General features: G+C 63.3%; 20 protein-coding genes and 1 tRNA gene. 17 read left to right on the top strand and 4 right to left on the bottom strand.

Annotated features, from left to right (window positions below):
- Position 1 precedes the first annotated feature (1 nt).
- From XH96_RS16180 to XH96_RS16115, 14 genes are all read left to right on the top strand, one after another.
- Positions 2–1108, top strand: a complete 1107-nt coding sequence (locus tag XH96_RS16180; protein WP_194393347.1) for a DegT/DnrJ/EryC1/StrS aminotransferase family protein — start codon at positions 2–4, stop codon at positions 1106–1108.
- Positions 1098–2216 (top strand): DegT/DnrJ/EryC1/StrS aminotransferase family protein, encoded by a 1119-nt coding sequence (locus tag XH96_RS16175; protein ID WP_194393346.1) that lies wholly within the window; start codon positions 1098–1100, stop codon positions 2214–2216. The genes XH96_RS16180 and XH96_RS16175 overlap by 11 nt, the downstream gene beginning before the upstream one ends.
- Complete coding sequence (locus XH96_RS16170; RefSeq protein WP_131867549.1) at positions 2213–3019, top strand: sporadic carbohydrate cluster 2OG-Fe(II) oxygenase; 807 nt, start codon at positions 2213–2215, stop codon at positions 3017–3019. Before XH96_RS16175 ends, XH96_RS16170 begins: the two co-directional genes overlap by 4 nt.
- Positions 3012–3404 carry an LIC12192 family sporadic carbohydrate cluster protein gene (locus XH96_RS16165; RefSeq protein ID WP_194393345.1) on the top strand — a complete coding sequence of 131 codons (393 nt, stop codon included), beginning with the start codon at positions 3012–3014 and terminating at the stop codon, positions 3402–3404. The genes XH96_RS16170 and XH96_RS16165 overlap by 8 nt, the downstream gene beginning before the upstream one ends.
- Positions 3405–3429: 25 nt before the next feature.
- Entirely contained in the window at positions 3430–4095 is a 666-nt protein-coding gene (locus tag XH96_RS16160) for a class I SAM-dependent methyltransferase (RefSeq protein ID WP_194393344.1), read from the top strand.
- Positions 4073–4645 (top strand): WbuC family cupin fold metalloprotein, encoded by a 573-nt coding sequence (locus XH96_RS16155; RefSeq protein ID WP_194393343.1) that lies wholly within the window; start codon positions 4073–4075, stop codon positions 4643–4645. The genes XH96_RS16160 and XH96_RS16155 overlap by 23 nt, the downstream gene beginning before the upstream one ends.
- Before the next feature lie 17 nt (positions 4646–4662).
- Positions 4663–6414 (top strand): hypothetical protein, encoded by a 1752-nt coding sequence (locus tag XH96_RS16150; RefSeq protein ID WP_194393342.1) that lies wholly within the window; start codon positions 4663–4665, stop codon positions 6412–6414.
- A gap of 344 nt (positions 6415–6758) precedes the next feature.
- Positions 6759–8687 (top strand): hypothetical protein, encoded by a 1929-nt coding sequence (locus XH96_RS16145; RefSeq protein ID WP_210337890.1) that lies wholly within the window; start codon positions 6759–6761, stop codon positions 8685–8687.
- A 244-nt stretch (positions 8688–8931) separates the two neighbouring features.
- Positions 8932–10149: a class I SAM-dependent methyltransferase gene (locus XH96_RS16140; RefSeq protein WP_194393340.1), complete on the top strand. Its 1218-nt coding sequence runs from the start codon at positions 8932–8934 to the stop codon at positions 10147–10149.
- Entirely contained in the window at positions 10142–11347 is a 1206-nt protein-coding gene (locus tag XH96_RS16135) for a class I SAM-dependent methyltransferase (RefSeq protein ID WP_194393339.1), read from the top strand. Before XH96_RS16140 ends, XH96_RS16135 begins: the two co-directional genes overlap by 8 nt.
- A gap of 3 nt (positions 11348–11350) precedes the next feature.
- Positions 11351–12391 (top strand): Gfo/Idh/MocA family protein, encoded by a 1041-nt coding sequence (locus XH96_RS16130; protein WP_194393338.1) that lies wholly within the window; start codon positions 11351–11353, stop codon positions 12389–12391.
- Positions 12392–12614: 223 nt separating this feature from the next.
- Positions 12615–13121, top strand: coding sequence for a hypothetical protein (locus XH96_RS16125; RefSeq protein ID WP_194393337.1), 507 nt, complete (start codon positions 12615–12617; stop codon positions 13119–13121).
- Between the two features lie 74 nt (positions 13122–13195).
- Positions 13196–13636, top strand: coding sequence for a hypothetical protein (locus XH96_RS16120; protein WP_246790170.1), 441 nt, complete (start codon positions 13196–13198; stop codon positions 13634–13636).
- Positions 13637–13777: 141 nt separating this feature from the next.
- On the top strand, positions 13778–14539 hold the full coding sequence (locus XH96_RS16115; protein WP_194393335.1) for a glycosyltransferase family 2 protein: 762 nt from the start codon (positions 13778–13780) through the stop codon (positions 14537–14539).
- A gap of 118 nt (positions 14540–14657) precedes the next feature.
- Here XH96_RS16115 and XH96_RS16110 read toward each other — a convergent pair.
- Positions 14658–14733 (bottom strand) — tRNA-Trp (locus XH96_RS16110).
- Positions 14734–14880: 147 nt separating this feature from the next.
- Here XH96_RS16110 and XH96_RS16105 point away from each other — a divergent pair.
- The gene (locus XH96_RS16105) at positions 14881–16116 is read left to right on the top strand and encodes a serine hydrolase (protein WP_194393334.1); all 1236 of its coding nucleotides are present in this window, start codon (positions 14881–14883) and stop codon (positions 16114–16116) included.
- A gap of 197 nt (positions 16117–16313) precedes the next feature.
- Here XH96_RS16105 and XH96_RS16100 read toward each other — a convergent pair whose 3' ends face one another.
- Together XH96_RS16100 and XH96_RS16095 are read right to left on the bottom strand one after the other, a co-directional pair.
- A complete protein-coding gene (locus XH96_RS16100) occupies positions 16314–17081 on the bottom strand; it encodes an SDR family NAD(P)-dependent oxidoreductase (protein ID WP_025037031.1) in 768 nt (255 codons plus the stop codon).
- A 66-nt stretch (positions 17082–17147) separates the two neighbouring features.
- Complete coding sequence (locus XH96_RS16095) at positions 17148–17846, bottom strand: histidine phosphatase family protein (protein WP_194393333.1); 699 nt, start codon at positions 17844–17846, stop codon at positions 17148–17150.
- Between the two features lie 133 nt (positions 17847–17979).
- Between XH96_RS16095 and XH96_RS16090 the strand changes: the two genes are divergently transcribed.
- Positions 17980–18765 (top strand): SDR family NAD(P)-dependent oxidoreductase, encoded by a 786-nt coding sequence (locus tag XH96_RS16090; RefSeq protein ID WP_194393332.1) that lies wholly within the window; start codon positions 17980–17982, stop codon positions 18763–18765.
- A gap of 1231 nt (positions 18766–19996) precedes the next feature.
- Positions 19997–21169, top strand: coding sequence for an acetylornithine deacetylase (gene argE, locus XH96_RS16085; RefSeq protein ID WP_194393331.1), 1173 nt, complete (start codon positions 19997–19999; stop codon positions 21167–21169).
- Between the two features lie 129 nt (positions 21170–21298).
- Here argE and XH96_RS16080 read toward each other — a convergent pair whose 3' ends face one another.
- On the bottom strand, positions 21299–22357 hold the full coding sequence (locus XH96_RS16080) for a phosphotransferase family protein (RefSeq protein ID WP_194393330.1): 1059 nt from the start codon (positions 22355–22357) through the stop codon (positions 21299–21301).
- Positions 22358–22360: the final 3 nt, after the last annotated feature.

Genomic DNA, 22360 nt, shown 5'->3' with positions numbered 1-22360 from the left:
CATGTACGACGTTCGATATTCCTATCTGCTCGAGCAATTCGCCGACCCCGCTCCGATCCTGGCCGAGATCGGCCGGCTGGTGGCGACCGGTGACTTCACCCTTGGCAAGCCCGTCGCCGAATTCGAAAAACGCTTTGCCGAGCTGATCGGCGTGCGTCACGCCATCGGCGTCGGATCGGGCACCGACGCGCTCAAGCTGCCGCTCAAGGCGCTCGGCATCGGCCACGGCGACGAGGTCATCACCGCCGCCAACACGTTCATCGCCACCGTCGGCGCGATCGCGGAGACCGGCGCGACGCCTGTGCTGGTCGATTGCGACGATTCCTTCTGCATGAACGTCGACCATGTCGAAGCCGCGATCACTGAGAAGACCAAGGCGATCATGCCGGTTCAGCTGACCGGCGAGGTCACCGACATGGGCAAGCTGATGGCGATCGCGCAGCGCCACAATCTTCCAGTCGTCGAGGATGCCTGCCAGGGCATCCTGTCGGAGTTCGCCGGAAAGCGCTCTGGCACCCACGGCATCGCGGCCGGCTTCTCGCTGCATCCGCTCAAGAACCTCAACGTCTGGGGCGATGCCGGCGTGGTCGTCACCAATGACGACGGGATGAACGAGCGACTCCGCCTCATCCGCAACCACGGCATGAAGAACCGCGACGAGATCGCGATCCTCGGCTGCAACTCGCGGCTCGATTCTCTCCAGGCGGTCGTGGGCAACTGGCTGATCGGCCAGACCAGCGAGATCACGCGGCGCCGGATCGAGAACGCGGCCTATTACGACGCGGGCCTCGCCGGCCTGCCCGGCCTGCGCATCCCGCCGCGCCGGCCCAACGTGAAGCACGTCTACCATCTCTACATGGTGTTCACCGAGCGCCGCGACGAGCTCTACAAATACTGCCTGGACAACGGCATCGAGGCCAAGATCCACTATCCGATCCCGCTGTACCAGCAGGAAGGCCTCAAGCATCTCGGCTACGCGCCCGGCACCTTCCCGGTCACCGATCGCCATGCCAAGGAAGTCATCAGCTTCCCCGTCGACCAGCATCTGACGCGCGCACAGCAGGACCGCGTCATCGAGACCGTCAGGAAGTTCTGCCATGGACGCTGACACCGGCCGCAGGCGCATCGGCTACGTCAATCTTCCCGCGCAATTCGAGGAAGAACGCGCCGAGATCATACAGGCGGTCGAGGGCGTCTTCCAGCGCGGCGATTTCATCGGCGGCGCGGCGGTTGCGAAGCTCGAGGAGGAATTGTCCGCCTATCTCGGCTCCTCGCATGTCGTGACGCTGAATTCCGGCACCGACGCGCTGATCCTCGCCATGCGGGCGCTCGACATCGGCCCGGACGATGAGGTCATCACCCCGCCGAATTCGTTCGTGGCATCGACCGCGGCGATCATCGCGGTCGGCGCCACGCCGGTGTTTGCGGACGTGCTGCCGGACCAGAACATCGATCCGGCCGCGGTCGAGGCTGCCGTCACCCCGCGGACCAAGGCGATCATGCCGGTGCATCTGACCGGGCGCATGGCCGACATGACCCCGCTGATGGCGATCGCGGACAAGCACGCGCTCGCCGTGATCGAGGACAGCGCCCAGGCGGTCGGCTCGACCTATGACGGCCGGATGAGCGGCACCATCGGAACATTCGGCTGCTTCTCCGCCCACCCGCTGAAGAATCTCAACGCCGCGGGCGATGCCGGCTTCCTCGTCACTGCCGATGCCGAGCTCGCCGCGCGAATCCGCCGGCTCCGCAATCACGGCCTGATCAACCGCAGCGACGTCCAGGAATGGGGCATCGTCTCGCGGCTCGACACGCTTCAGGCCGAGGTGCTGCGCATTCGGCTGCGTCACCTGCCGTCGGTGATCGAACGCCGGCGGCGCAACGCAGCGCAATACCGCGCGGAGCTCGCGGGCCTGCCGCTGTTCATTCCGCCCTGCCGCAACATCGAGTTCAACACCTTCCACACCTTCGTCGTGCAGACCGACCGTCGCAACGATTTCCAGAAATATCTTGCCGACAAGGGCATCGAGACCGCGATCCACTATCCGGTCCCGATCCACCTACAGCCGGCGGCGGCGCATCTGGGTCATGGCCGCGGCGCGTTCCCGGTGACGGAACGGCAGGCGGACCAGATCCTCACCCTCCCCATCAACCAGTTCCTCTCGGCCTCCGACATCAGCTATATTTGCGCGACCGCCCGGGAGTATTTTGCATGACGGACACGGACTTCCTGCACGCCGACGAGCAGGCGCTGGCGCAGCGCTTCATCGACGATGGCTTCGTCACCACGCCGGCCGACGATCGCGCCGGCCTCGACCGGATCCAGCGTCGTGCCGCCGAACTCGCGGCGGACTATCTCAAGCTGCCGCACAGCAACGATCCCTACGCGATGCTCGATACCATCCACACGCGGGTGAGCGTGGATGATCTCAACGGCCTGCGGCTGCACGTCTTCAACGGCCTCAACGCCGAACCGTGGTTCCGGCCGACCTACTTTCGTCTGGCGCGCTCGACGATCGAGACCATCGTCGGCAACGAGCTCTGCATGCAGCGCCGCGTCAATCTCAGCATCCAGCTCCCCGGCGACAGTTCGTCGCTGCTCGCCACACATTCCGACGTCTGGTCCGGCGATTCGCCGTTCGAGGTCGTGGTCTGGGTGCCCTTGGTCGATGTCCAGCGCAGCAAATCGATGTATCTGCTGCCGCCGTCCCTGAATGGCGAGATGCAGGACCGGATGGCAGCCTTGCGAAGCGCCGAGGAACTGTACAAGACCATCAAGCCGCACGCGACCTTCATCGAGATCCCCTACGGTCACGTCATGCTGTTCAACCAGACCCTGATGCACGGCAATCGCGTCAACGAGGAAGCCGGCACGCGCTGGAGCATGAATTGCCGCTTCAAGAGCATCATGTCGCCCTACGCGGACAAGCGCTTCGGCGAGTTCTTCGAGCCTATCCTGCTGCGCCCGGCGACGCGGGTCGGCATGCAGTACAAGCTGCCCGGAGGCTTCCATGGCTGAGCGAGCCGGCCATCGCGGCTATATCGGCGCCCGGCCGCTGAACGGCAGCCGCACCCCGCAACACGTCCAGAACATCGTGATCCGCGACTACGCGCGGCGCAAGAACCTGCATTATCTGCTGAGCGCCGCCGAACACACCATGCCCGGCAGCTACATGGTGCTCGAGGACATCCTGGACGAGTTGCCGCGGCTGCGCGGCCTGATCCTCTACAGCATCTTCATGCTGCCGCCCGAAGAGGCGCGGCGGCGGCAGATCTACGACCGCGTGCTGCGCGAGGGCTGCGACCTCCACGCAGCGGTCGAGGAGATCACGCTGTCGTCGCAGAAGGACATCCAGGCCATCGAGGACATCCTGCTCGTCAATAAATTCGCGACCATTCTGTGACGATGGCGCGGAGCGGTTGACGATCATGGCCGAGATCAACCTGCTACAGCCGATGCACGCATCGACCAAGCGGAACTACGTCCAGCGCGTGGTCGAGCACGACAAGGCGGAATCCGCTACCGTCGCGCGGCAATGGGGGCGCGACTACTGGGATGGTGACCGGCGCTACGGCTACGGCGGCTATCGCTATGACGGCCGGTGGCGTCCGCTGGCCCAGACCCTGATCGATCGCTACGGCATCAAGCCGGGCATGAGCGTGCTCGATGTCGGTTGCGGCAAGGGCTACCTGCTCTACGAGTTCACCCAGCTCGTCCCCGACCTCAGGATCGCCGGCCTCGACATCTCCGACTACGGCATCGCCAATGCCAAGGAGGAGGTGCGGCCGCAGTTGACGGTCGGCAGCGCCGTCGAGCTCCCCTATCCCGATCAAAGCTTCGATCTCGTGGTATCGCTCGGCGTGCTGCACAATCTTTCGCTCGAGGACGTCTTCCGCGCTGTGCCCGAGATCGAGCGCGTCGGACGCGGCGCCTCGAAATATCTGATGGTCGAATCCTTCCGCAACGAGCGCGAGAAGGCGAATCTGCTTTACTGGCAGCTCACCTGCCTGAGCTTCCACGGTCCGCAAACGTGGGCCTGGATCTATGACAAATGCGGGTATCGGGGCGACCATGGGTTCATCTTCTTCGAATGAAGCAGGCCTGCGCCGGCCGACCTCGTTGCGCGCGCAAAATCCGGAAGTGTACTATTCGGACGACGCGATCGTCACGGCGGACGACGCCACGATCGCGGAGCTGAAGCGGATCGCCGCCGGCAACCCGCGTCTGCGCAGCCGGCTGTGCACGCATCCAGATCCCTCGTCAGGCCTGCACGAGATGCTGATCGTGCATCATCGCGAGGCCTATGTGCGGCCTCACAAGCACTTCGGCAAACCTGAATCGTTCCACGTGATCGAGGGCACCGCAAGGGTCGTGATCTTCGAGGATGACGGCCGCATTCGCGACGTGCTCGAGATGGCGCCCTACGGTCATGGCGCCGTCTGCTATTACCGGATGCCCGAGAAGGTCTACCACTCGATCCTGATCACTTCGGAGTGGCTGGTGTTTCACGAAACCACCGCTGGCCCGTTCGATCCCGCCCGCACCGCGTTCCCCGACTGGGCCCCCGATGGCAGCGACACTGCCGCGGTCCAGGACTATGTCACGAAAATCGGCGCGCTCGCTGCAGAACATCGAGGCGGCTGAGGCAAGGCCTAGGGACGATGGACGATTCTGCCAATTCCGATGATTTCCGCATGACGGCGACAGCGGCTCTCCGACAGCGATCCCGGCCGGGCATTGGATTTGTCTACGCAGCCCTCGCTCTTGCTGCTATTGCAAGCGCACCTGCACTGCTCGCGCGCGAGGTCTTCGGCGACGACTGGACCGTTTATTACATCTATTGGACCGAAGGCACATCCGGCGTTGCCCGCGTGCTGTGGGAGTCCGCACACGCTGGCTTCGCGATTCCTATGACGCTGTTCGTCTGGCTGCTGAACGATACTCCCGACGTCGCCGCCCGCTTCGCTGGACTCGCTTGCCACCTTGTGAACGGCATATTGCTCTATTCTGTCCTATCGCGCTCTTCTATCACAAGAATGATCGCGGCACTCGTTACCGCCCTGTTCTTGCTCAGCCCGTTCTATGCAATTCGCCTGACTCAGAATGCGGTCTATGATTTCTTCCTGCTTTTCTATCTGCTGTCCTATGAGCTGTCCTATTCGAAGGTCCGTGCGCTTCGATGGGGCGCGCCATTTAGTCTGCTTTTCTCGTTGTCGCTCGAGACACTGATCGCCCTCGAACCGCTCCGCGTCGTGCTTGCGTGGTCTAGCCCCGAGCATTGGAGGCAGAAGCTCGCGCGTCTTGTACCGTTCTGGCTGGCTGTTGCAGCCATGATCGTTCTGCGACTGACAATACTGGGGAAGAGCGGTCACTACGCCGGACAATATAGTTTCGCGAACGATTTCACGATCATAGGCAATGCGCTTTATGCTCATCTCATGGCCTTCCCGCACGGCCTAAGCTACGCCTACTCTTACGGGTTCGCGCTGCTGGGGCTTCCTGCTTCCGTGGTACTGACATTGGCCGCGATCACCGTGTTTGCTCTGTTCTCTTCGAGAGCATTGTGGACGCCTTGGGTGCTGAACAGCCGCTCGACCAGGAATGCGACACTTCTGCTGCTGTTGTTGGGAGGCGCGATTGCCCTTATTGGCGCGCTGCCCTACGCACTTACCGGAATTTATGGCGACGTGACGCGGGGCGAGTCGAGGCTGCTCTTTCCCTCGCAGTTTGGCGTCTTGATCCTGATTGCGACTGTTCTACAGGCAATTCCGGGATTCCGCGTACGCGCGGCGGTCGCGGGAGGCTTAATCGCGATCTTCGCATTGTCGTTGGCTCACGATTCCAAATGGCTGCTCTACGACGGGTTGCTCAGTAGCGACATGCTGCGGCAAGTTCGAGCAGCTTTGCTCGCAGATCCCGGACCAAAGGTGGTGAAGCTCCAGGTCGAGGATTCGCACGTGTTCTCGTTCCGCTCACGATGCCTTGGCGCCAATGACATGAACGTGGCCCAGATGATATTGCGCGATGCAAATCGAGAGCGGTCGTTCGTCTATACTGATTATTGCGGGGATTTCACCGATCCTCATTTCGTCGTGAACGGCAACTGCCCGGTTTCGTATCTCGAGACCTTTCCTTGTCCGCCCCGCCGCGAGACCTGGCGTTATCGCGCAGCACCGGGACTTCCGCGGCCCGACGACATTGGCTTCGTCGCATTGCTGACAGCGGTCCTCGGAAACAGCCTCTCGGCCACGGAAGGCCGCGGTGAACTGGTGCAGCTGAAGGACGGAGAGCCGGCGCCTTTGGCGAGAGCCGAGTATCGGCCACCTTGCAACCGGCCCGGCGTCCGTGCGTCGGCCTGGTTGCTCGCTCTCCCCGCCCCGGCATGTGAAGGTGCCGCCTCTGGAGTTCGCTAAACCGCGCGTTGCGATGATCGAGCCGGCACGCACGGCGCCGGACTTTTTGCCCGAAATGAACAGGCATGCCGTCAGCCATGAAGAGTTCCAACGCCCGACATTCCGAACGCAACATGCCATGCCGGAGGCAACCACGGGCTTCGCGGGATTGTTCAAGGAACGCTGTGGTGGTAGAAGCGCGGCGCAAGGGGAAGTTGAGGCAATTGGGGACTGGACGTGATTTCAGAGAGAGTTAGATTTTACGCTGTGTTCGACGCAGCCTCCTCCGCGACTTCGATCGTAGCCAGCCTCGAGATCTCCTAGTGGAGTACACAAGGGAATTCTCGATCGCTGCCAGAGCAGTTGTGGCCGCCCTGCTGGGATGCGCCGTCGCCTACGTGGTGCTGCTGCTGTTGAAAAATCACCTTCCGTCGTTTCAATCGAATTTCGTCGAAGGCTTCGATATGGCCTTGGCAGATAAGAATTGCGACTTCTGCAAGAAGGCGTTCTACGGCTCGTTCTTCCTGTCCGGGCCGATTGCGGCCGCAGCTGTATTGTATGCGACGCATCGATCATCGGGCTCGCTTACACTGAGCACCATCACGGCGAGCTTCGTCTACCTTGCACTCGACGCCGCCAACGATGCGGGCAGCCCCGGAATCGCGATCGCCATGCTAACGGCCGCGGCCATCACCGTCGCCCTCAATCGAGGCGCCAACAATTACTTTCCTGCTGCAAAACCCTCGACCGACACCCGGTTCAGCGTGGGAGCGGCCGATCTGCTCGCGATCATATTCCTTGCCCTGCTGCTGATCCCCTCCGATCTCGAAGGCCTGACAGCGGCCGTGAGGGACGAAGCGCACAAGGTAAGCTACTTCATCGGTCCGGCGCTTTACGGCTATGCCCCCGGTCTCGTTCCGGGATTGGACTTCCATTCGCATTACGGCCCCGCGCTCGGCTGGTTCTTTCATCTCATCATGGGAGATGGCTGGAAATCGGCGGCGATGCGAGCGGTCGGATTGAACATCGCGATCACGCTCGCGACCTACGTTCAGGCCTACTTTCTTCTGAACTACTTGATCCGGTCGAGGCTTGCCGCGATCGCCATCATCACGGCTCTCGCCGTGCTGGCTTTCTCCACAACCGGCCAGTTCTACTCGCCGTCTGCCTACCCGACGCGATTTCCTCTCTTGATCGTCTTTGCGCTCGCCATCAGCCTGCACTGCACCGCTCCCGGGCGCCTCACATGGCTGATCATGTCGGCCATCATGTGCGCTGTCTCGCTGCTCTGGCAGACCGAGATCGGACTGTTCTTCCTTGTGACCGGTACCTTCGTCGCCGCGATCGCCGGAGGCTTCCCGAGCTATCGCAATGCCCTCGTGTTCGCAGTCACGTCGATCGTCACCGCAACCTTGATGTGCCTGGTGCTGTTCGGCGCGAGAGCCTTCTCCCTGGACTTTCTGATCGAGTGCTTCCGCCCACTCGTACTCTACGGAACGGGATGGGGAAGCACGCCCATCAAATGGGACTTGGGCTGGGGCATCATCTACAATCTGCCGCTCCAGATCGTCGGATGCATCACCGTCGGCTGGGCCGCGATCCGGCTGTCACGGCCCTCTGATTCCTGGCATGACCGGTTCGTGACCGGGCTTCTGCTGACGCTGTCGATGATTGGCATGGCGCTGATGATCAAATGGGTCAACCGGACGCTGGACGCTGTCTGGCACCAGAACGCGTTGCCGCTGGTGATCGTCTCGGCTTGGTGGATCCGCCAGTTTTCAACCGGGTGGCAACCATCGTTCCGAAGAGCCGCAGGCGCCATAGCGGCCGTTGCGACCGTTCTTGCGCTGCTGTTCGTGCAAGACAAGAACAATCCCCACCTCTACGGCCTGAGATCGTATGCAACTTATCCCAGCCTTCTGAGGTGGCCATTCGTCTCGAGCCCACCAGTCACGTGGCAGGAGGACCTTGACCAGATCACCGAGACTGAGACCAAGTTCATCCAGGAGAAAACGAGGCCAGACGAGAGGGTCCTGGTCATCGCCCTCAGGGATTGGGCCCATCTGGCGCAGGCCCATCGGGCGCCACTGGCCTATTTCATGCCGTTCTTGGTGTCCTTTGACGCGCGGTTCCTGGATCGCTCGATGAACCCGGCGGACCGGCTGTTTTATGATAGCATGGTGGAGCGCAGGCCTGAGTATCCCTATGTCCAAGAGGTCATGAAGCGGATCAAGCGAGATTTCGTGGCAGTGGAGACCAGGGGTAATTTGACACTCTATGAGCGGCGGCATTGACCTCGGCCGTGCTCGCGGCTCTTGAGAGCGCACATAGCTGGCCGTATCCACCTCCGATTGATGGGGGGCGGCACGTCTTGCAAGACCCATCGACGGCTGCTACCTGCTTTGGCCGAGGACGCATCGGCCGGAGGAATGCTCCGCGCAACCCGGATATGATGTATCCGGGACCGTCTCGTTGCCGCCCGCGCCGGCTTTCATCGAAGGTCGCCTCGTCAGACCCGCTCAAATGCGAGAATAATCAGTGACCGACCATTGCCGCCTTTGCCATTCGACCAACCTGCGACCGGTCATCGACCTCGGCCTGATGCCGATTGCACATAGGCTTCGGCACAGCCGAAACGAGCAGGAGGAACGGTATCCGTTCGAGGTGCTGGCTTGCGGCGAGTGTGGCCTGCCGCAGATCGTCAAGCCGATCGATCCCGAAATTCTGTATCGCCAATTCAATTACAATTTCAGCAGCTGGAAGCCGGAGCCGCACCAGGCGGACGAACTCGACACCATCGCGAAGTTCTCGAAGCATCAATCCGTGTTCGAGATCGGATGCAACGACGGCCTGTTCATGGACAAGCTGCGCGAGCGCGGCGCGAAGGTCTTGGTGGGCGTGGAGCCCAACCCAGTGTCGGGCAAGATCGCCGGCGAGCGTGGCATCAAGGTCTATTCCGACATGATCAGCCCGGCGCTGTGTCACGACGCCGTTGCCCAGGCGGGCAAGTTCGACCTCGTCGTCTCGCGCCAGGTGCTGGAACACATCGTCGATTTCGAGAACTTCTTCGATTGCGTGAAGATCGCGCTGCGTGAGGATGGGCTGCTGTTCATCGACGTGCCTGATTTCGCCCCCGGCTCGGCAGCAGGCGATCTTTCCGTGCTCTGGGAGGAGCACGTCAGCTATTTCACCGAACCGACCCTGCTCGCTCTGCTGGCGCGCCACGGCTTCGAGGCGGTGTCCGTGAAGAAGTACAATTTCAGCGGCGGCAGCCTCGCCATCGCGGCCCGTCGTGCCGAGGGCCGCGTGACGCCGCCGCCTGCGCCGTCCGGGGTCGGTGAGAAATTCGGTCAACGCGCACGGGAATACGGCGCGCGCCTTCGTCCGATCCTCGCGAAGGCCCGGGCCAATGGTGCCGAGATCGCCATCTACGGCGCCGGCTGCCGCGCCTGCACCTTCACCAACGCCCACGAGCTGGCGGATGTCGTCGACCTCTCTGTCGACGATCAGAAGGAGCGCCAGGGCTTGTTCCTGCCCGGCACTGGCATTCCGATCCGCTCGCCGGCGGATCTCGCCAGCAAGTCAGGACCGCTCGTCTGTCTTCTCGCCGTGAACCAGGAGAACGAAGCCAAGGTCAGCAGCCGGCTGCGCGAGAATGTGAAGCGGCCGCTGCACGTCGTTTCGATCTTCGCACCCTCCGACATCTGGAGCGAGCTCGACCGTCTCGAGGCGGCCGCAGGGTCGCCGCATGGTTGAGGACAAGCTCTTCAACTACTACGAACGTCAGGACGTTCTGCCGACGTTCGGAAATTTCAAGTCGTCCGCCGAGCTCGAGGCTTACGGCGGCCAGCGGCGCGAACTGTTCTCGCACAAGCTGGTGCTGCCACCGCGGCTGTTCCGCAATGCCGAGGTGCTCGAATTCGGTCCTGATTCCGGCGAGAACGCTCTGGTGTTTGCGAGCTGGGGCGCGAACATGACGCTCGCCGAGCCGAACCGGCATGCACACCCGAAGATCCAGGCCTATTTCGCTCATTTCGGCCTGACCGAACGTCTCCGCGAGCTTGCACTCGCCGATGTCGAGGGATTCCGCAGCGACCGCGGGTTCGACATCATCGATGCCGAAGGGTTCATCTACACCGTGCAGCCGACCGAAAACTGGCTCGGCGTCTTCCACCGGCTGCTCAACCCCGACGGTTACGCCGTCGTGTCGTATTACGAGCGCCATGGCGGATTCTTCGAGCTCGCGCTCAAGGCGATCCATGCTGCCGGCAAGGCATTGACCGGCCGTCCTGCGCTCGAGACGGCGAGAATGCTGTTCGATGCGAAATGGAGCAGCATTCCGCACACCCGCAGCTTCGAATCCTGGCTGATGGACGTGCTCGAAAATCCCTTCGTCCGGCATCGGTACTTCCTCGACGCCGCGGCCTTGTGCACGACGGCGCATGAACAGGGTTTCGACATCCATTCGGCATGGCCAGCCTATCGCGACAGCTTGGACGTCTACTGGCACAAGAAGGTTCTGTCCAACGACGAGAAGCTGCGGCGCGCGGCGCGCCATCTCGACCGTAGCCGCCTGAGCTTCCTTGGCGGACGAAAGCTCTATCTGGTGGGCAACGCCGATGCAGTGGAGGCGATCTCGGCATCGATCGAGACGCTGGTTCTCGATGTCGATGCGATGATCGACCATCCCTTCGGCGAGAGCCTGCCGCGCGTGGTCGCGAGCCTCGCGTCCCTGCGCGAGACGATCCGGACAACGGACATTCTCGCCGACGATGCTGCCGACATCGAATCCATCACGGCAACGCTCGACAGTTTCCATCGCATTTTTGGCGCGATCTTGCGACGGGATGCGTCCGCGGTCACCGCCCTCACCCAGACGGATCCGGCGTTCATCAACACCTGGGGGCAGCCGGCGCACTTCCTCGTCATCCGAAAGCGCTCCAAGGAATCATAGCCAGTGAAGCCAGGCATTGGCATCATCGGGACGGGCATGGTCGGCCAGATGTGCCACCTCGCCAATTTCGCTGCCAATCCCGCCTGCCGCGTCGTCGCGATCGCCGATCTCCGGCCGGATCTCGCTGCCGCCGCGGCGCAGAAGTTTGGCATCTCGCGGGTCTACGGCACGCACCGGGAATTGCTTGCGGACAGCGAGGTGTCCGCCGTGGTCGTGGTGACGAAGCGGCGCGCGACCGGGCCGATCGTCCTGGACGCGTTGAACAGCGGCCGCCACGTGCTGTCGGAAAAGCCGATGGCCTACACGACGGTTCAAGCCGAGACACTGGTCGAAGCCGCGCGGCGACAGGATCTCATCTACAGCATCGGTTATATGAAGCGACACGATGCCGGCGTGGCACGCGCGCTGGCCGAGTTGGCGCGCATCCGCGCAGACCAGTCGCTAGGACGCATCGTCGCCGCGCGAGGCTGGTGCTTCGGCGGCGACACGGGCCGGGCGCAGGACAATTTCGTGATGACCGGCGAAGCGCGTCCCGACGGGCTCGAACTCTGGGAGGATGGTCCCGACTGGATGCCGCGCGCGATGCGCCTCGGCTACGACAATTTTCTGAATGTCTTCAGCCATATCATCAATCTGGCGCGCTACCTGCTCGGACCATCGCCGACGCTCGCCGAAAGCTCGATCGAGACCTCCGGAGCCGCGTGCATGACCCTCGACTTCGACGGCATCCCTTGCACGCTGGATCTCGTGAATGGGTCCGAAGGCGCCTGGCGCGAAGGACTGACGATCGATTTTGAGCGCGGTGCGGTGACCATCGAGTTGCCCGCCCCCTTCGGCAAACAGGAGGCGCAGGTCATCGTCGATCATGACGGCGAATCAACTCGGCTGGTGCGCGCAACCAGCTGGGCGTTTCGGCGCCAAGCCGATGCCTTCGTCACCGATATCGTCGAGCGAAGAATACCCTTGGCCTCCGGCGCGGACTCAGTGACCGACATCTCGCTTGCAGAGACGGCCTGGAAGCGGCGGGCTAGCGGCAAAGCATGATCGCGCTTTAGCTGCGGCACCCTTCGCTGTCGAGCGCATGGCCAGCGTCATTCAAATCGAGGTCAAGACTCTCGGATGGAGGAATGGCATCGCGATACACGATTGGCACGCCCGTGAGACGACCGCAAGTCCGGGGCGCCGGGCTCTCTTGACCGGAAAAATGCGACCTCCTATAGACTTTCGCTCTGGCTGGGCCTGAGAGGCGTCCGGGGCGATTTACGCAATGAACATGCTACCGGGCCCGGCGCAGGCCGCTGCGATTGGTCTCAGCATCGCCTTTCCACTGCTGTTGCTGTGTTACGCGCGCATCGCCGCCACCGGCGGATCCGGCCGCCGCTTCAGGCTGGCCTGCGTCAGCGTCGTCGTGTTTTTCGCGATCGCCTGTATCGCGCTTCCAGGTCAACGCCACGTCGACGACGTGCTTGGTGGTCTGCTTCTGTTGGCGACGGCGATGATGTTTTGCTACATCCTGTTCAGCCTGCTGGCCTGGGGCTTTACGGTCACGCTGCTCACGGCGCTGGTCAAGATCGGACGTCCCCTCACTTTGGACCAATGGGCTGCGGCCTACATGCAGGGCGGCGACCTCGGCACCTTCGCGCACAACCGCCTGAAACTCCTGATCAGCTCGGGGCTCGTGGTGACGGCGGACGGCCGGCTGGCCCCAACGGCCAAGGGGGTCGCGGTCGCACAGCTGGTCAAACTCGTTCGCCTGTCGACGGGTCTTCGGTGAGCGGCACAATGTCTTTCGCTGTCGGACTTGTCGCCGTCATCGTCTTCGCCCTGCTGGCGCCTGCCTTGCAGCTCATGGCCCGCGCTCGCGCATGGGCGCTCGGACCCGTGATCCTGCTCGCGATCGCCGCGGTCGTCTCGCATGGTCTCGGCGTGATGCTCGGAATTTTCGCCGTCCCGCAATTTCAGTATTGGAACGCCGCGTCGATTTTCGGATTTTGCGTCATGGCTTACGTTTTCGCCTTTGGCGCGGTGTATAAATCGGTTTCCCTGGACATCCTGCGCGGACTCGTCGACCGGCCCGGCCGCAGGGCCCCGGTTTTGGAGATCGCCGAAAGGCAGGTTCCGGATCTCTTCCGAGGACGAATTGGGAACCTGGTCGATGGCGGCCTGGTCGAGCCGGTCGATTCGCACTTCAGGGCGACGGCGGCGGGCCGGAATATGGCAGGCCGCATCGGACGGTTGCGCCGCGCCTTCGGCATTGGCGATACCGGTCTCTACGATTTTTCCGACTAGTTGCGCGAAACACACACATCCCGCCTTTCGTGTCCGGTTGTGTGGATCATGTCCGGGAGCCACATTGTTCGCTCGGCTCAGATGACCTAGAGTTGCGCCAGGGTTCTACCAGTCAAGGGTGGCCGGCAACGGCGGCATAAGATGACACATTCCAGGGCGGCAAAGAGGCTTACGATCGTCATCCCTGCACTGAATGAGCAGGACAAGATCGCCGACACCATCGACGGTGTGCTGCCGCTCGCCCGCGAGCTGCTCGACGATTTCGAGATCTTCCTGATCGACGACGGCAGCACCGACGCCACCGGCGCGATCATGGACGAGTTCGCGGCCGGCGAGCCACGCATCATCGTGCATCACAACGCCGAACGGCGGGGTGTCGGCGCCGGCTTCGAATTCGCCCTGTCGCGCGCGAAGTTCGATGCCATCACGCTCATTCCCGGCGATCACGCCTTTCAAAACGAAGGGATCGCCCGGATGTTCAAGGCGGCGGGCGCCGCCGACCTCGTCATCACCTATCGCGACAACCAGTCGGACCGCTCGATCAACCGCTCTCTCCAATCGCACTCGCTGCGGTTCATCCTGAACTGCCTGTTCGGCTTCTGGCTGTCCGACTACCACAGCATGATCGTCTATCCCGTGAAATGGCTGCGCCAGATCGCGGTGAAGGCCGACGGTTACGGCTATCAGATCTGCGCGCTGATCTCTCTGCTCCAGCTCGGCTTGACCTACGTCCAGGTGCCCGTGAGCCTGAACGCGGAGCTGAAGGGATCGTCCCGCGCGCTGCGGCTGCGTACTTATTTCGAACTCGTCGGCACCATCGTCTCTCTGCTGCGCCGCGTTCCCATTCGGAACGTCGATTTCAGCCAGATTCCCTCCGACGCGGAGCGGACCCTCGCGCGTTGAGGCGTGCCCCGCGGGCCTCGGCGCGGGACCTCGGATATTTGGACCGGCTTTCGGTGATTCGTACGAGGGACGCCTTGTCCCTACCCCGCCAGCATCTCGTCTAAGTGACTGATTTTACTGGCAGGAGTGGCAGGGCTCGAACCTGCGACCCCCGGTTTTGGAGACCGGTGCTCTACCAATTGAGCTACACTCCTACGAACCCGCGTCACCGCGGATCAGGGGCGCTTTCAAGCACAAGGGACGGCCGGTTTGCAAGGGTGAACCGCGCCGGCTTCGCTTGTTTGTGCCGGGGTTTCTGGGCCACAGTCCGTTGGCGATAACAAAAACAACCGGGAGTGCCCATGACCGCGACAGCGACCGCCACAGCCGCCCCACAGGCCACGACCGCGCTCCAGACCCCGCCTGTGCCGGATGCGCGCCCCGAGACGCTCGGGCTGTCGCGTCCCCGTCTCCAGGCCATGTCGGACGCTTTCAAGCGCGAGATCGACAAGGGAACCGTTCCCGGCGTCACCGTCCTGGTGGCCCGGCGCGGCCAGATCGGCTGGTTCGAGGCGCTCGGCAGGCAGAGCCCGGCGGACGCCGCACCGATGGCGCGCGATTCGATCTTCCGCATCTTCTCGATGACCAAGCCGATCGTCTCGGTCGGCATCATGGCGCTGGTCGAGGATGGCCAGCTCCTGCTGAGCGACGCCGTCGCAAAATTCATCCCGGAATTTGCGAGCCAGAAGGTCGGCGTCGTCAAGGACGGCAAGCTGGAGCTGGTGCCCCCGACGCGGCCCATGACCGTGCAGGACCTGCTCCGCCACACCTCCGGCCTCACCTACGAGCACCAGGGCGACGGCCCCGTGCACAAGCTCTACCAGGAGTCCCGCGTCCGCAGCCGCAAGATCAGCAACGCCGAGCACGCCGCACTGGTGGCGAGCTTCCCGCTGGTCTGCCAGCCGGGCGCGGAGTTCAACTACAGCCGCTCCACCGACATTCTGGGCCGCATCATCGAGGTCGTCAGCGGCAAGTCGCTCGGCGCATTCCTCACCGAGCGCGTGCTCGCGCCGCTCCAGATGGCCGAGACCGGCTTCTCCACATCCGAGGCCAATGCCGGCCGGCTCGCCGAGCCGTTCGCGGCCGATCCCTGGACCGGCGACAAGGTCGCGCTGTTCAACATGCTGGAGCAGCCGGTGATGGAGTCCGGCGGCGGCGGTCTGGTCTCGACCACGATGGACTATGCGCGCTTCTGCCTGATGCTGCGCAATGGCGGCACGCTCGACGGCAACAGGGTCATCGGCCGCAAGACGCTGGAGCTGATGGCCTCCGATCACCTCGGGCCAGGCGTTGCAGTCAACGGCACCCTGCTGTCGCCCGGCCACGGCTTCGGTCTCGGCTTCGCCGTGCGCCGCGAGGCCGGCATCGCGCCCTTCCCCGGCAGCGTCGGCCAGTATTTCTGGAGCGGCATCGCCGGCACGTTCTTCTGGATCGACCCGAAGGAGGATCTGTTCGCGGTGTTCATGACGCAAGGGCCAGGACAGCGCGACTACACGCGGACCTTGGTGCGGGATCTGGTTTACGCGGCGGTGGAGTGAGGCGGCGCTTACGCGCGACGCTGCATCCCCACACTCACTGTCATGCCCCGGCTTGACCGGGGCATCCAGTACGCCACGGCGGATGTAGTAAGAGCGAACTCTCCAACGAAGGCCTCTGGAATACTGGATCGCCCGCCTTCGCGGGCGATGACACCGGTTGTTGGGTGGGCTGCGTGCCTCTTCTACGCTCTATCGCGTCAACTAATCGTCGCGCCGCCGTCGATCACCATGGTCTGGCCGGTCATGAAGTCGCCGGCCTTGGAGCCCAGGAACACCGCTGCGCCGGCGATCTCGTCGGGGATGCCGATGCGCAGCAGAGGTGAGCGCGAGGTCGAGGCTTTCAGGTTCTCCGGATTGTCCCACAGCGCCTTGGCAAAATCGGTCTTGATCAGGCCCGGCGCGATGCAGTTCACGCGGATGTTGTGCGGGCCGTATTCGCAGGCGAGGTTGCGCGCGAGCTGCATGTCGGCGGCTTTCGAGATCGCGTAGGCACCGAGGATGGTCGAGCCCTTGAGGCCGCCGATCGAGGAGACGATGATGATGGAGCCGTCCTTGCGCTCGATCATCTGCGGCACCACCATCGAGATCAGCCAGTTGTTGGCGACGATGTTGTTGTCGAGGATCTTCCTGAACTGATCGTCGGAGATGCCGGCGAGCGGACCGTAATACGGGTTCGAAGCAGCGTTGCAGACCAGCACGTCGATCTTGCCGAAGGCGCGGTTGCTCTCGTCGACGAGGTTTTGCAGATTCTCCTTCGACGAGATGTTGGCGGCGACCGCGACCGCGGTACCCTTGCCGAACTTGTCGTTGATCCCCTTGGCGACCTGCTCGCAGACGTCGGCCTTGCGCGAGGAGATCACCACCTTGGCACCGTGCTCGGCCATGCGCTCGGCGATCGCAAGCCCAATGCCGCGCGTCGATCCCGTGATGACGGCGACTTTTCCCTTCATGTCGAACAAGGTCATGTGTCTCTCCCTGAGTACGATTTGATTGGCCCGAAACTGATATCGCTCGCGCGAGCGACAGCCGCTTCAGGCGAGCTTCTTGACTTCCGGCCCCGCCGGCTGGTGCATCGCTGCATGCGCAGCATCCGCAATCCACGGCTGCTGATTCACCATCGGCAGCCGCCAGACGGTGCGCTCGGGACTCGCAAAATAGTCCAGCCGCGTCACCGAGCAATTGTCGATGTCGAACGACAGCCCCCGCTCCGGCTGACCGTCGAGCGCGAGCCCCAGCGCCGCCTTGATCGTGCCGCCATGCGCGACCGCGATGATGTCCTGCCCTGCCGCCTCAGCGTTGATCCGCTCGATGGTGCGGCGTGTGCGGTTGTAGAGGTCCATGAAGCTCTCGCCGCCGGGCGCGGGCTCGTTGATGTCGGCGAACCAGCTGGCGCCGACGGGGCGGCTCGCGATGAACTGGGCCCGGTTCATGCCCTGCCAGCGGCCGAGGTTCTGTTCGGCGAGGTCCACCTCCCGCTTCATCGACGCGGGCCTCGGGAAGCCGGCCGCCCAGATCGCCTCGGCGGTCTGGTGGGTGCGCATCAGATTGCTCGAATACCAGAGCGCCGTGCGTGGCAGCACCTTGGCAACAGCATTGAACACATAGGTATCGCTGGTATCACAGGCGATGTCGGACTGTCCGTAGATGTTGCCGCCGTCATTGCGCACCGGCGCGTGACGGACCCACCACCATCGCGTGACGACCACATTTGGCTTGTCTGCACCTGCCATCGAAACCCTTCCATCCCGTCTGATGTCGCTGTACGTCAGTAGCGAACGTGTCTCAAGACACTTTACCGTTTGAAATCTTGTTTGAAATTCCGTCGCGCGGCAAGCGTCGCGCGCGAGCAAAAGGGAGAAACGCATGGGCCGCCTGCAAGGCAAATCCGTCATCATCACCGGCGCGGGCAGCGGCATCGGTCGCGCAGCTGCGCTGCTGTTCACCAGGGAAGGAGCCAAGCTGATCGCAGTCGATCGCACCGAGGCGGTGAAGGAGACCGTCGACGAGGTGAAGAAGGCCGGCGGCATCGCGGAAGCCATGATGGCCGATGCCGGCTCCGAGAAGGACGTCATCGCCGTCATCGACAAGGCCATGAAGGCGCATGGCCGGCTCGACGTGATCTGGGCCAATGCCGGCATCTCCGGCGGGCTCGTTCCGCTCGCCGAGCAGACGGTGGAGCATTGGCAGGAGATCCTGCGCATCAACCTGATCGGGCCGTTTCTCGCGGTGAAATACGCGATGCCGCACATGGTCAAGCAGCACTCCGGCGCGATCGTGCTGACCGCTTCCGTCGCGGGCCTCAAGGCCGGCGCCAGCGGACATCCCTATGCCGCGAGCAAGGCCGGCGTGATCAGCCTGGTACAGACCACCGCCTATTCGCTCACCGGCACCGGCGTGCGCATCAATGCGGTCTGCCCCGGCCTGATCGAAACCGGCATGACCAAGCCGATCTTCGACCGCGCCAAGGAGCGCGGCACCCAAGACAAGATCGGCCAGCTCAACCCGCTCCAGCGCGCGGGACAGCCGCACGAGCTCGCGGCGATGGGGCTGTTCCTGGCAAGCGACGAGGCGTCGTATGTGAACGGCCAGGCGTTCCCGGTCGACGGCGGCCTCACGGCGTCGATGCCGTATACGGGCAAGCCGGTTTAGTTCGTACACTCCTGTGTCCTGGACGCGACGCAGCGCGTAAGCGGTGCGGCGCAGAGCCGGGACCCAGGAAGCGACACGGCTCGCTGCAACATGGGCCCCGGCTCTGCAGCGCACCACACCGGACGATGCTTCGCATCGCCGGGAGTGCTGCGCTGTGTCCGGGGCACGAGAGCGGGCGTCTTGGCGCGACGGCATCAACAGCGTCATTGCGAGCGCAGCGACGCAATCCAGAAATGCATCCGCGGAAAGACTTCTGGATTGCTTCGTCGCGAGGGCTCCTCGCAATGACGGAGTGCGTGAGTGGCAGCATCGCGCCTCTGGTTCGTAGGATGGGTAGAGCGAAGCGAAACCCATCAACGCTTCCTCCGCGCTGGACCATGATGGGTTTCGCTTCGCTCTACCCATCCTACAACCCCAACAGACACAGTTTCGCAGCCTCGCGGCTGATCTCGCCCGAGCTTTGTTTCGATGTCTCACCCTCTGAAATGAAAGAGGACGCAGGGAAGACCGGGAGCCCGCTGGCACCCGAGGTCCACTGTGCGAATCTGCGTGGTAAGAAGCTGCACAGCGGCATACAGGTGTAGCCAGGACATCCCGGCCTTCCCTGCGCAGTGGTTTGACGGCTTATGTCGTGCTCTCCCCGGGGAGCGATGCACTATTGCCCCCGTCGCCTTGCGGATGGCTGATGCGCATCGCCCGGTTGGGAAACACGCATCACCGCAACACTTGGCGCACAGACCCCGGGCGCCAGGACCACACGATTTTGCCGTACGCTGATGGCACCGGTCGTATGCGCGACGACCTTGCTCACGGTTGCCCGCCCTACAAGCCCGTTCGCGCCAACGCCATCTGCGTCCACCGCCGCCCGGCCCGCGTTCGTGACGATCGCGATACGCCCCTCTTCCATGGGCCGGGTTGCGGCGACACATACGCCGTTTCCGAATTTCGGTAAAGTGGAATATTTTCGGCGACGCGTCTTGACCGATGGTTTGGGCGTTTTGCCCGACGGGCGCCGCAAGGTCTGGTAGCTCCTCCCTCGTCATTCCGGGGCGCGACGACGGCGCGAACCCGGAATCCGTTTACCGCGCGCGATGCGGCCCGAGGGATTCCGGGCTCGCTACGCATCGCCCCGGAACGACCGTTGCGATGTTGATTTGCTCGACCGGGCGCCACATTGGTATGGTTCCTGCAAGCGTTCCAGCCTCCATCTTCCTCCGACAAAAACGAGACAATGCTAAGCTCAAGACCCGAACGGATCCGAAAACTCCTCGCCGACCTCGTCGGTTTCGACACCATCAGCGACCGCACCAACCTGCCCCTGATCGCCCATATCGAAAACTATCTCGGCGCGTTCGGCATCAAGGGTGAGCGTATCGTCGACGAGACCGGCGAGAAGGCCGCGCTCTGGGTCACGATCGGGCCGGAGGATCGTCCCGGCATGGTGCTGTCGGGCCATACCGACGTGGTGCCCATCGTGGGCCAGGACTGGAGCCATGATCCGTTCAAGCTGGTGGAGCGCGACGGCAAGCTCTATGGCCGCGGCACAACCGACATGAAGGGATTCGTCGCGGTGTGCCTCGCCATGGTGCCGGAGATGCTGGAGGCCGGGCTCAAGACACCGATTCATCTGGCGATCTCCTATGACGAGGAGATCGGCTGCGTCGGCGTGCGGCCGATGCTGCGCGAGGTCGCGAAGAAGAGGGTCAGGCCACTCGGCGCCTTCATCGGCGAGCCCACGCAGATGCAGGTCATCATCGGCCACAAGGGCAAGCACGGCGTGCGAGCGACGTTCCATGGTCTCGCCCGTCACTCCTCGATCGCGCCTGACGGTGTCAACGCGATCGAATATGCGGCGGAGCTGATCGTCGAGATCCGCCGCCGCGCCATAGCGCTCGCGGCCACGCGATCGACGGACAGCCTCTACGACGTTCCGCACTCGACGCTGCTCACCAGCATCGTGCACGGCGGCGCGGCACTGAACATCGTCCCTGACACCTGCACGGTGGATTTCGAATGCCGCGGCATCGGCATCACTGAGTCCAAGGAAGTCACGGATGCGATCGTCGCCTGGGCCAAGGCCGAACTCGAGCCCGCGATGAAGGCGAGAAATCCCCACTGCGGCATCGATTTCGAGGAGATCCTCGACTATCCCGCGCTCGACACGGCCGCCGATGCCGCAATCGTCACGCTGGCGAAAAGCCTTGCGGGGCGAAACGACCACGCCAAGGTCGCCTTCGGCACCGAGGCGAGCCTGTTCTCCAGCATAGCCGATATCCCGTCGGTGGTGATCGGCCCGGGCTCGATCGCGCAGGCGCATACGCCGGACGAGTTCGTGGAGATGGCGGAGCTGGAGAAATGCGCAGGCTTCGTGGAAAAGCTGATCGCGTATTGTAAGAACGCGTAGGCAATATCGGCGACGTGACTGGGTCCCGGCTCTGCGGAGCAGCACTTCGTGCTGCACCGCGTCCGGGACACGAGAGTTGTGCACGCCAATAAGAAAAAGCGCGGCCACGTCGGTCGCGCCTTTTTCGTCCTACACCGCGCCCGCCTTCTGCGCGTATTCCCATGAGGCCTTCGACAGCGGCACGGTGCGCTTGGCTGATTCCAGCGCCTTGGCATTCGCCGCGGTGCCGTCGCGGACGCGGCCGGCGATTCCTTGCGTGATGCCGGCGAGACGGAACAGATTGTACGAGAAGTACCAGTTGAGATCAGGCACCGTCATCTCTGTGACGTTGCAGTAGATCTGCGCCGCCTCGTCCAGGGTCGGGATGTTGAGCGCCTTGAGGTCGGCGCCCTCGAGGCCCGGCATGATCCACTGCATCAACAGGTAGGTGAAGTCGGCCATGGGATCGCCGAGCGTCGACAGTTCCCAGTCGAGCACGGCCTGCACGCGCGGCTCCGTCGCGTGGAAGATCATGTTGTCGAGGCGATAGTCACCATGGACGATGGAGACGCGCGCCTGCTCCGGCACCGTCTTCGGCAGCCATTCGGCGACCTTCTCGAACTCCGGAATGTGCTGCGTCTCGGAGGCGCGATATTGCTTGGTCCAGCGATCGATCTGGCGTGCAAAGTAGTTGCCGGGCTTGCCGAAGTCGCCGAGGCCGATCGCAACGGGATCGAACATGTGGAGCTTCGCCAGCGTCTCGATCTTGCTGGTGAAAATCTTGCGCCGGTCGTCCGGCGCCTGGCTCGGCAGCGTCGGATCCCAGAACACGCGGCCCTCCTCCATCGACATGATGTAGAAGGCGGCACCGATGATGCTGTCGTCCTGGCACAGCGCATAGGCGCGCGCGACCGGAAAGCCCTGTTTGCCGAGCGCCGCGATCACGCGATACTCGCGATCGACCGCATGCGCCGACGGCAGCAGCTTGCCGAACGGCTTGCGGCGCATCACGTAGGAGCGCTTCGGTGTGTTGAGCCGATAGGTCGGATTGGACTGGCCGCCCTTGAACTGGAGCACGACCAGCGGGCCTTCAAAACCTTCGACATGCTCGCGCATCCACGCTTCGAGCCGCAGCTCGTCGAAACGATGCCGCTCCTCGACCGGCTTGGTGCCCGAGAACTCCTCGTCTTTCCTGACGCCGTCAGCCACGGT

This window comes from Bradyrhizobium sp. CCBAU 51765, assembly GCF_015291725.1.
GTDB classification, from domain to species: Bacteria; Pseudomonadota; Alphaproteobacteria; order Rhizobiales; family Xanthobacteraceae; genus Bradyrhizobium; species Bradyrhizobium liaoningense.
The sequence above is the reverse complement of the archived record's forward strand: the minus strand, read 5'-3'. Positions and strand labels throughout refer to the sequence as shown.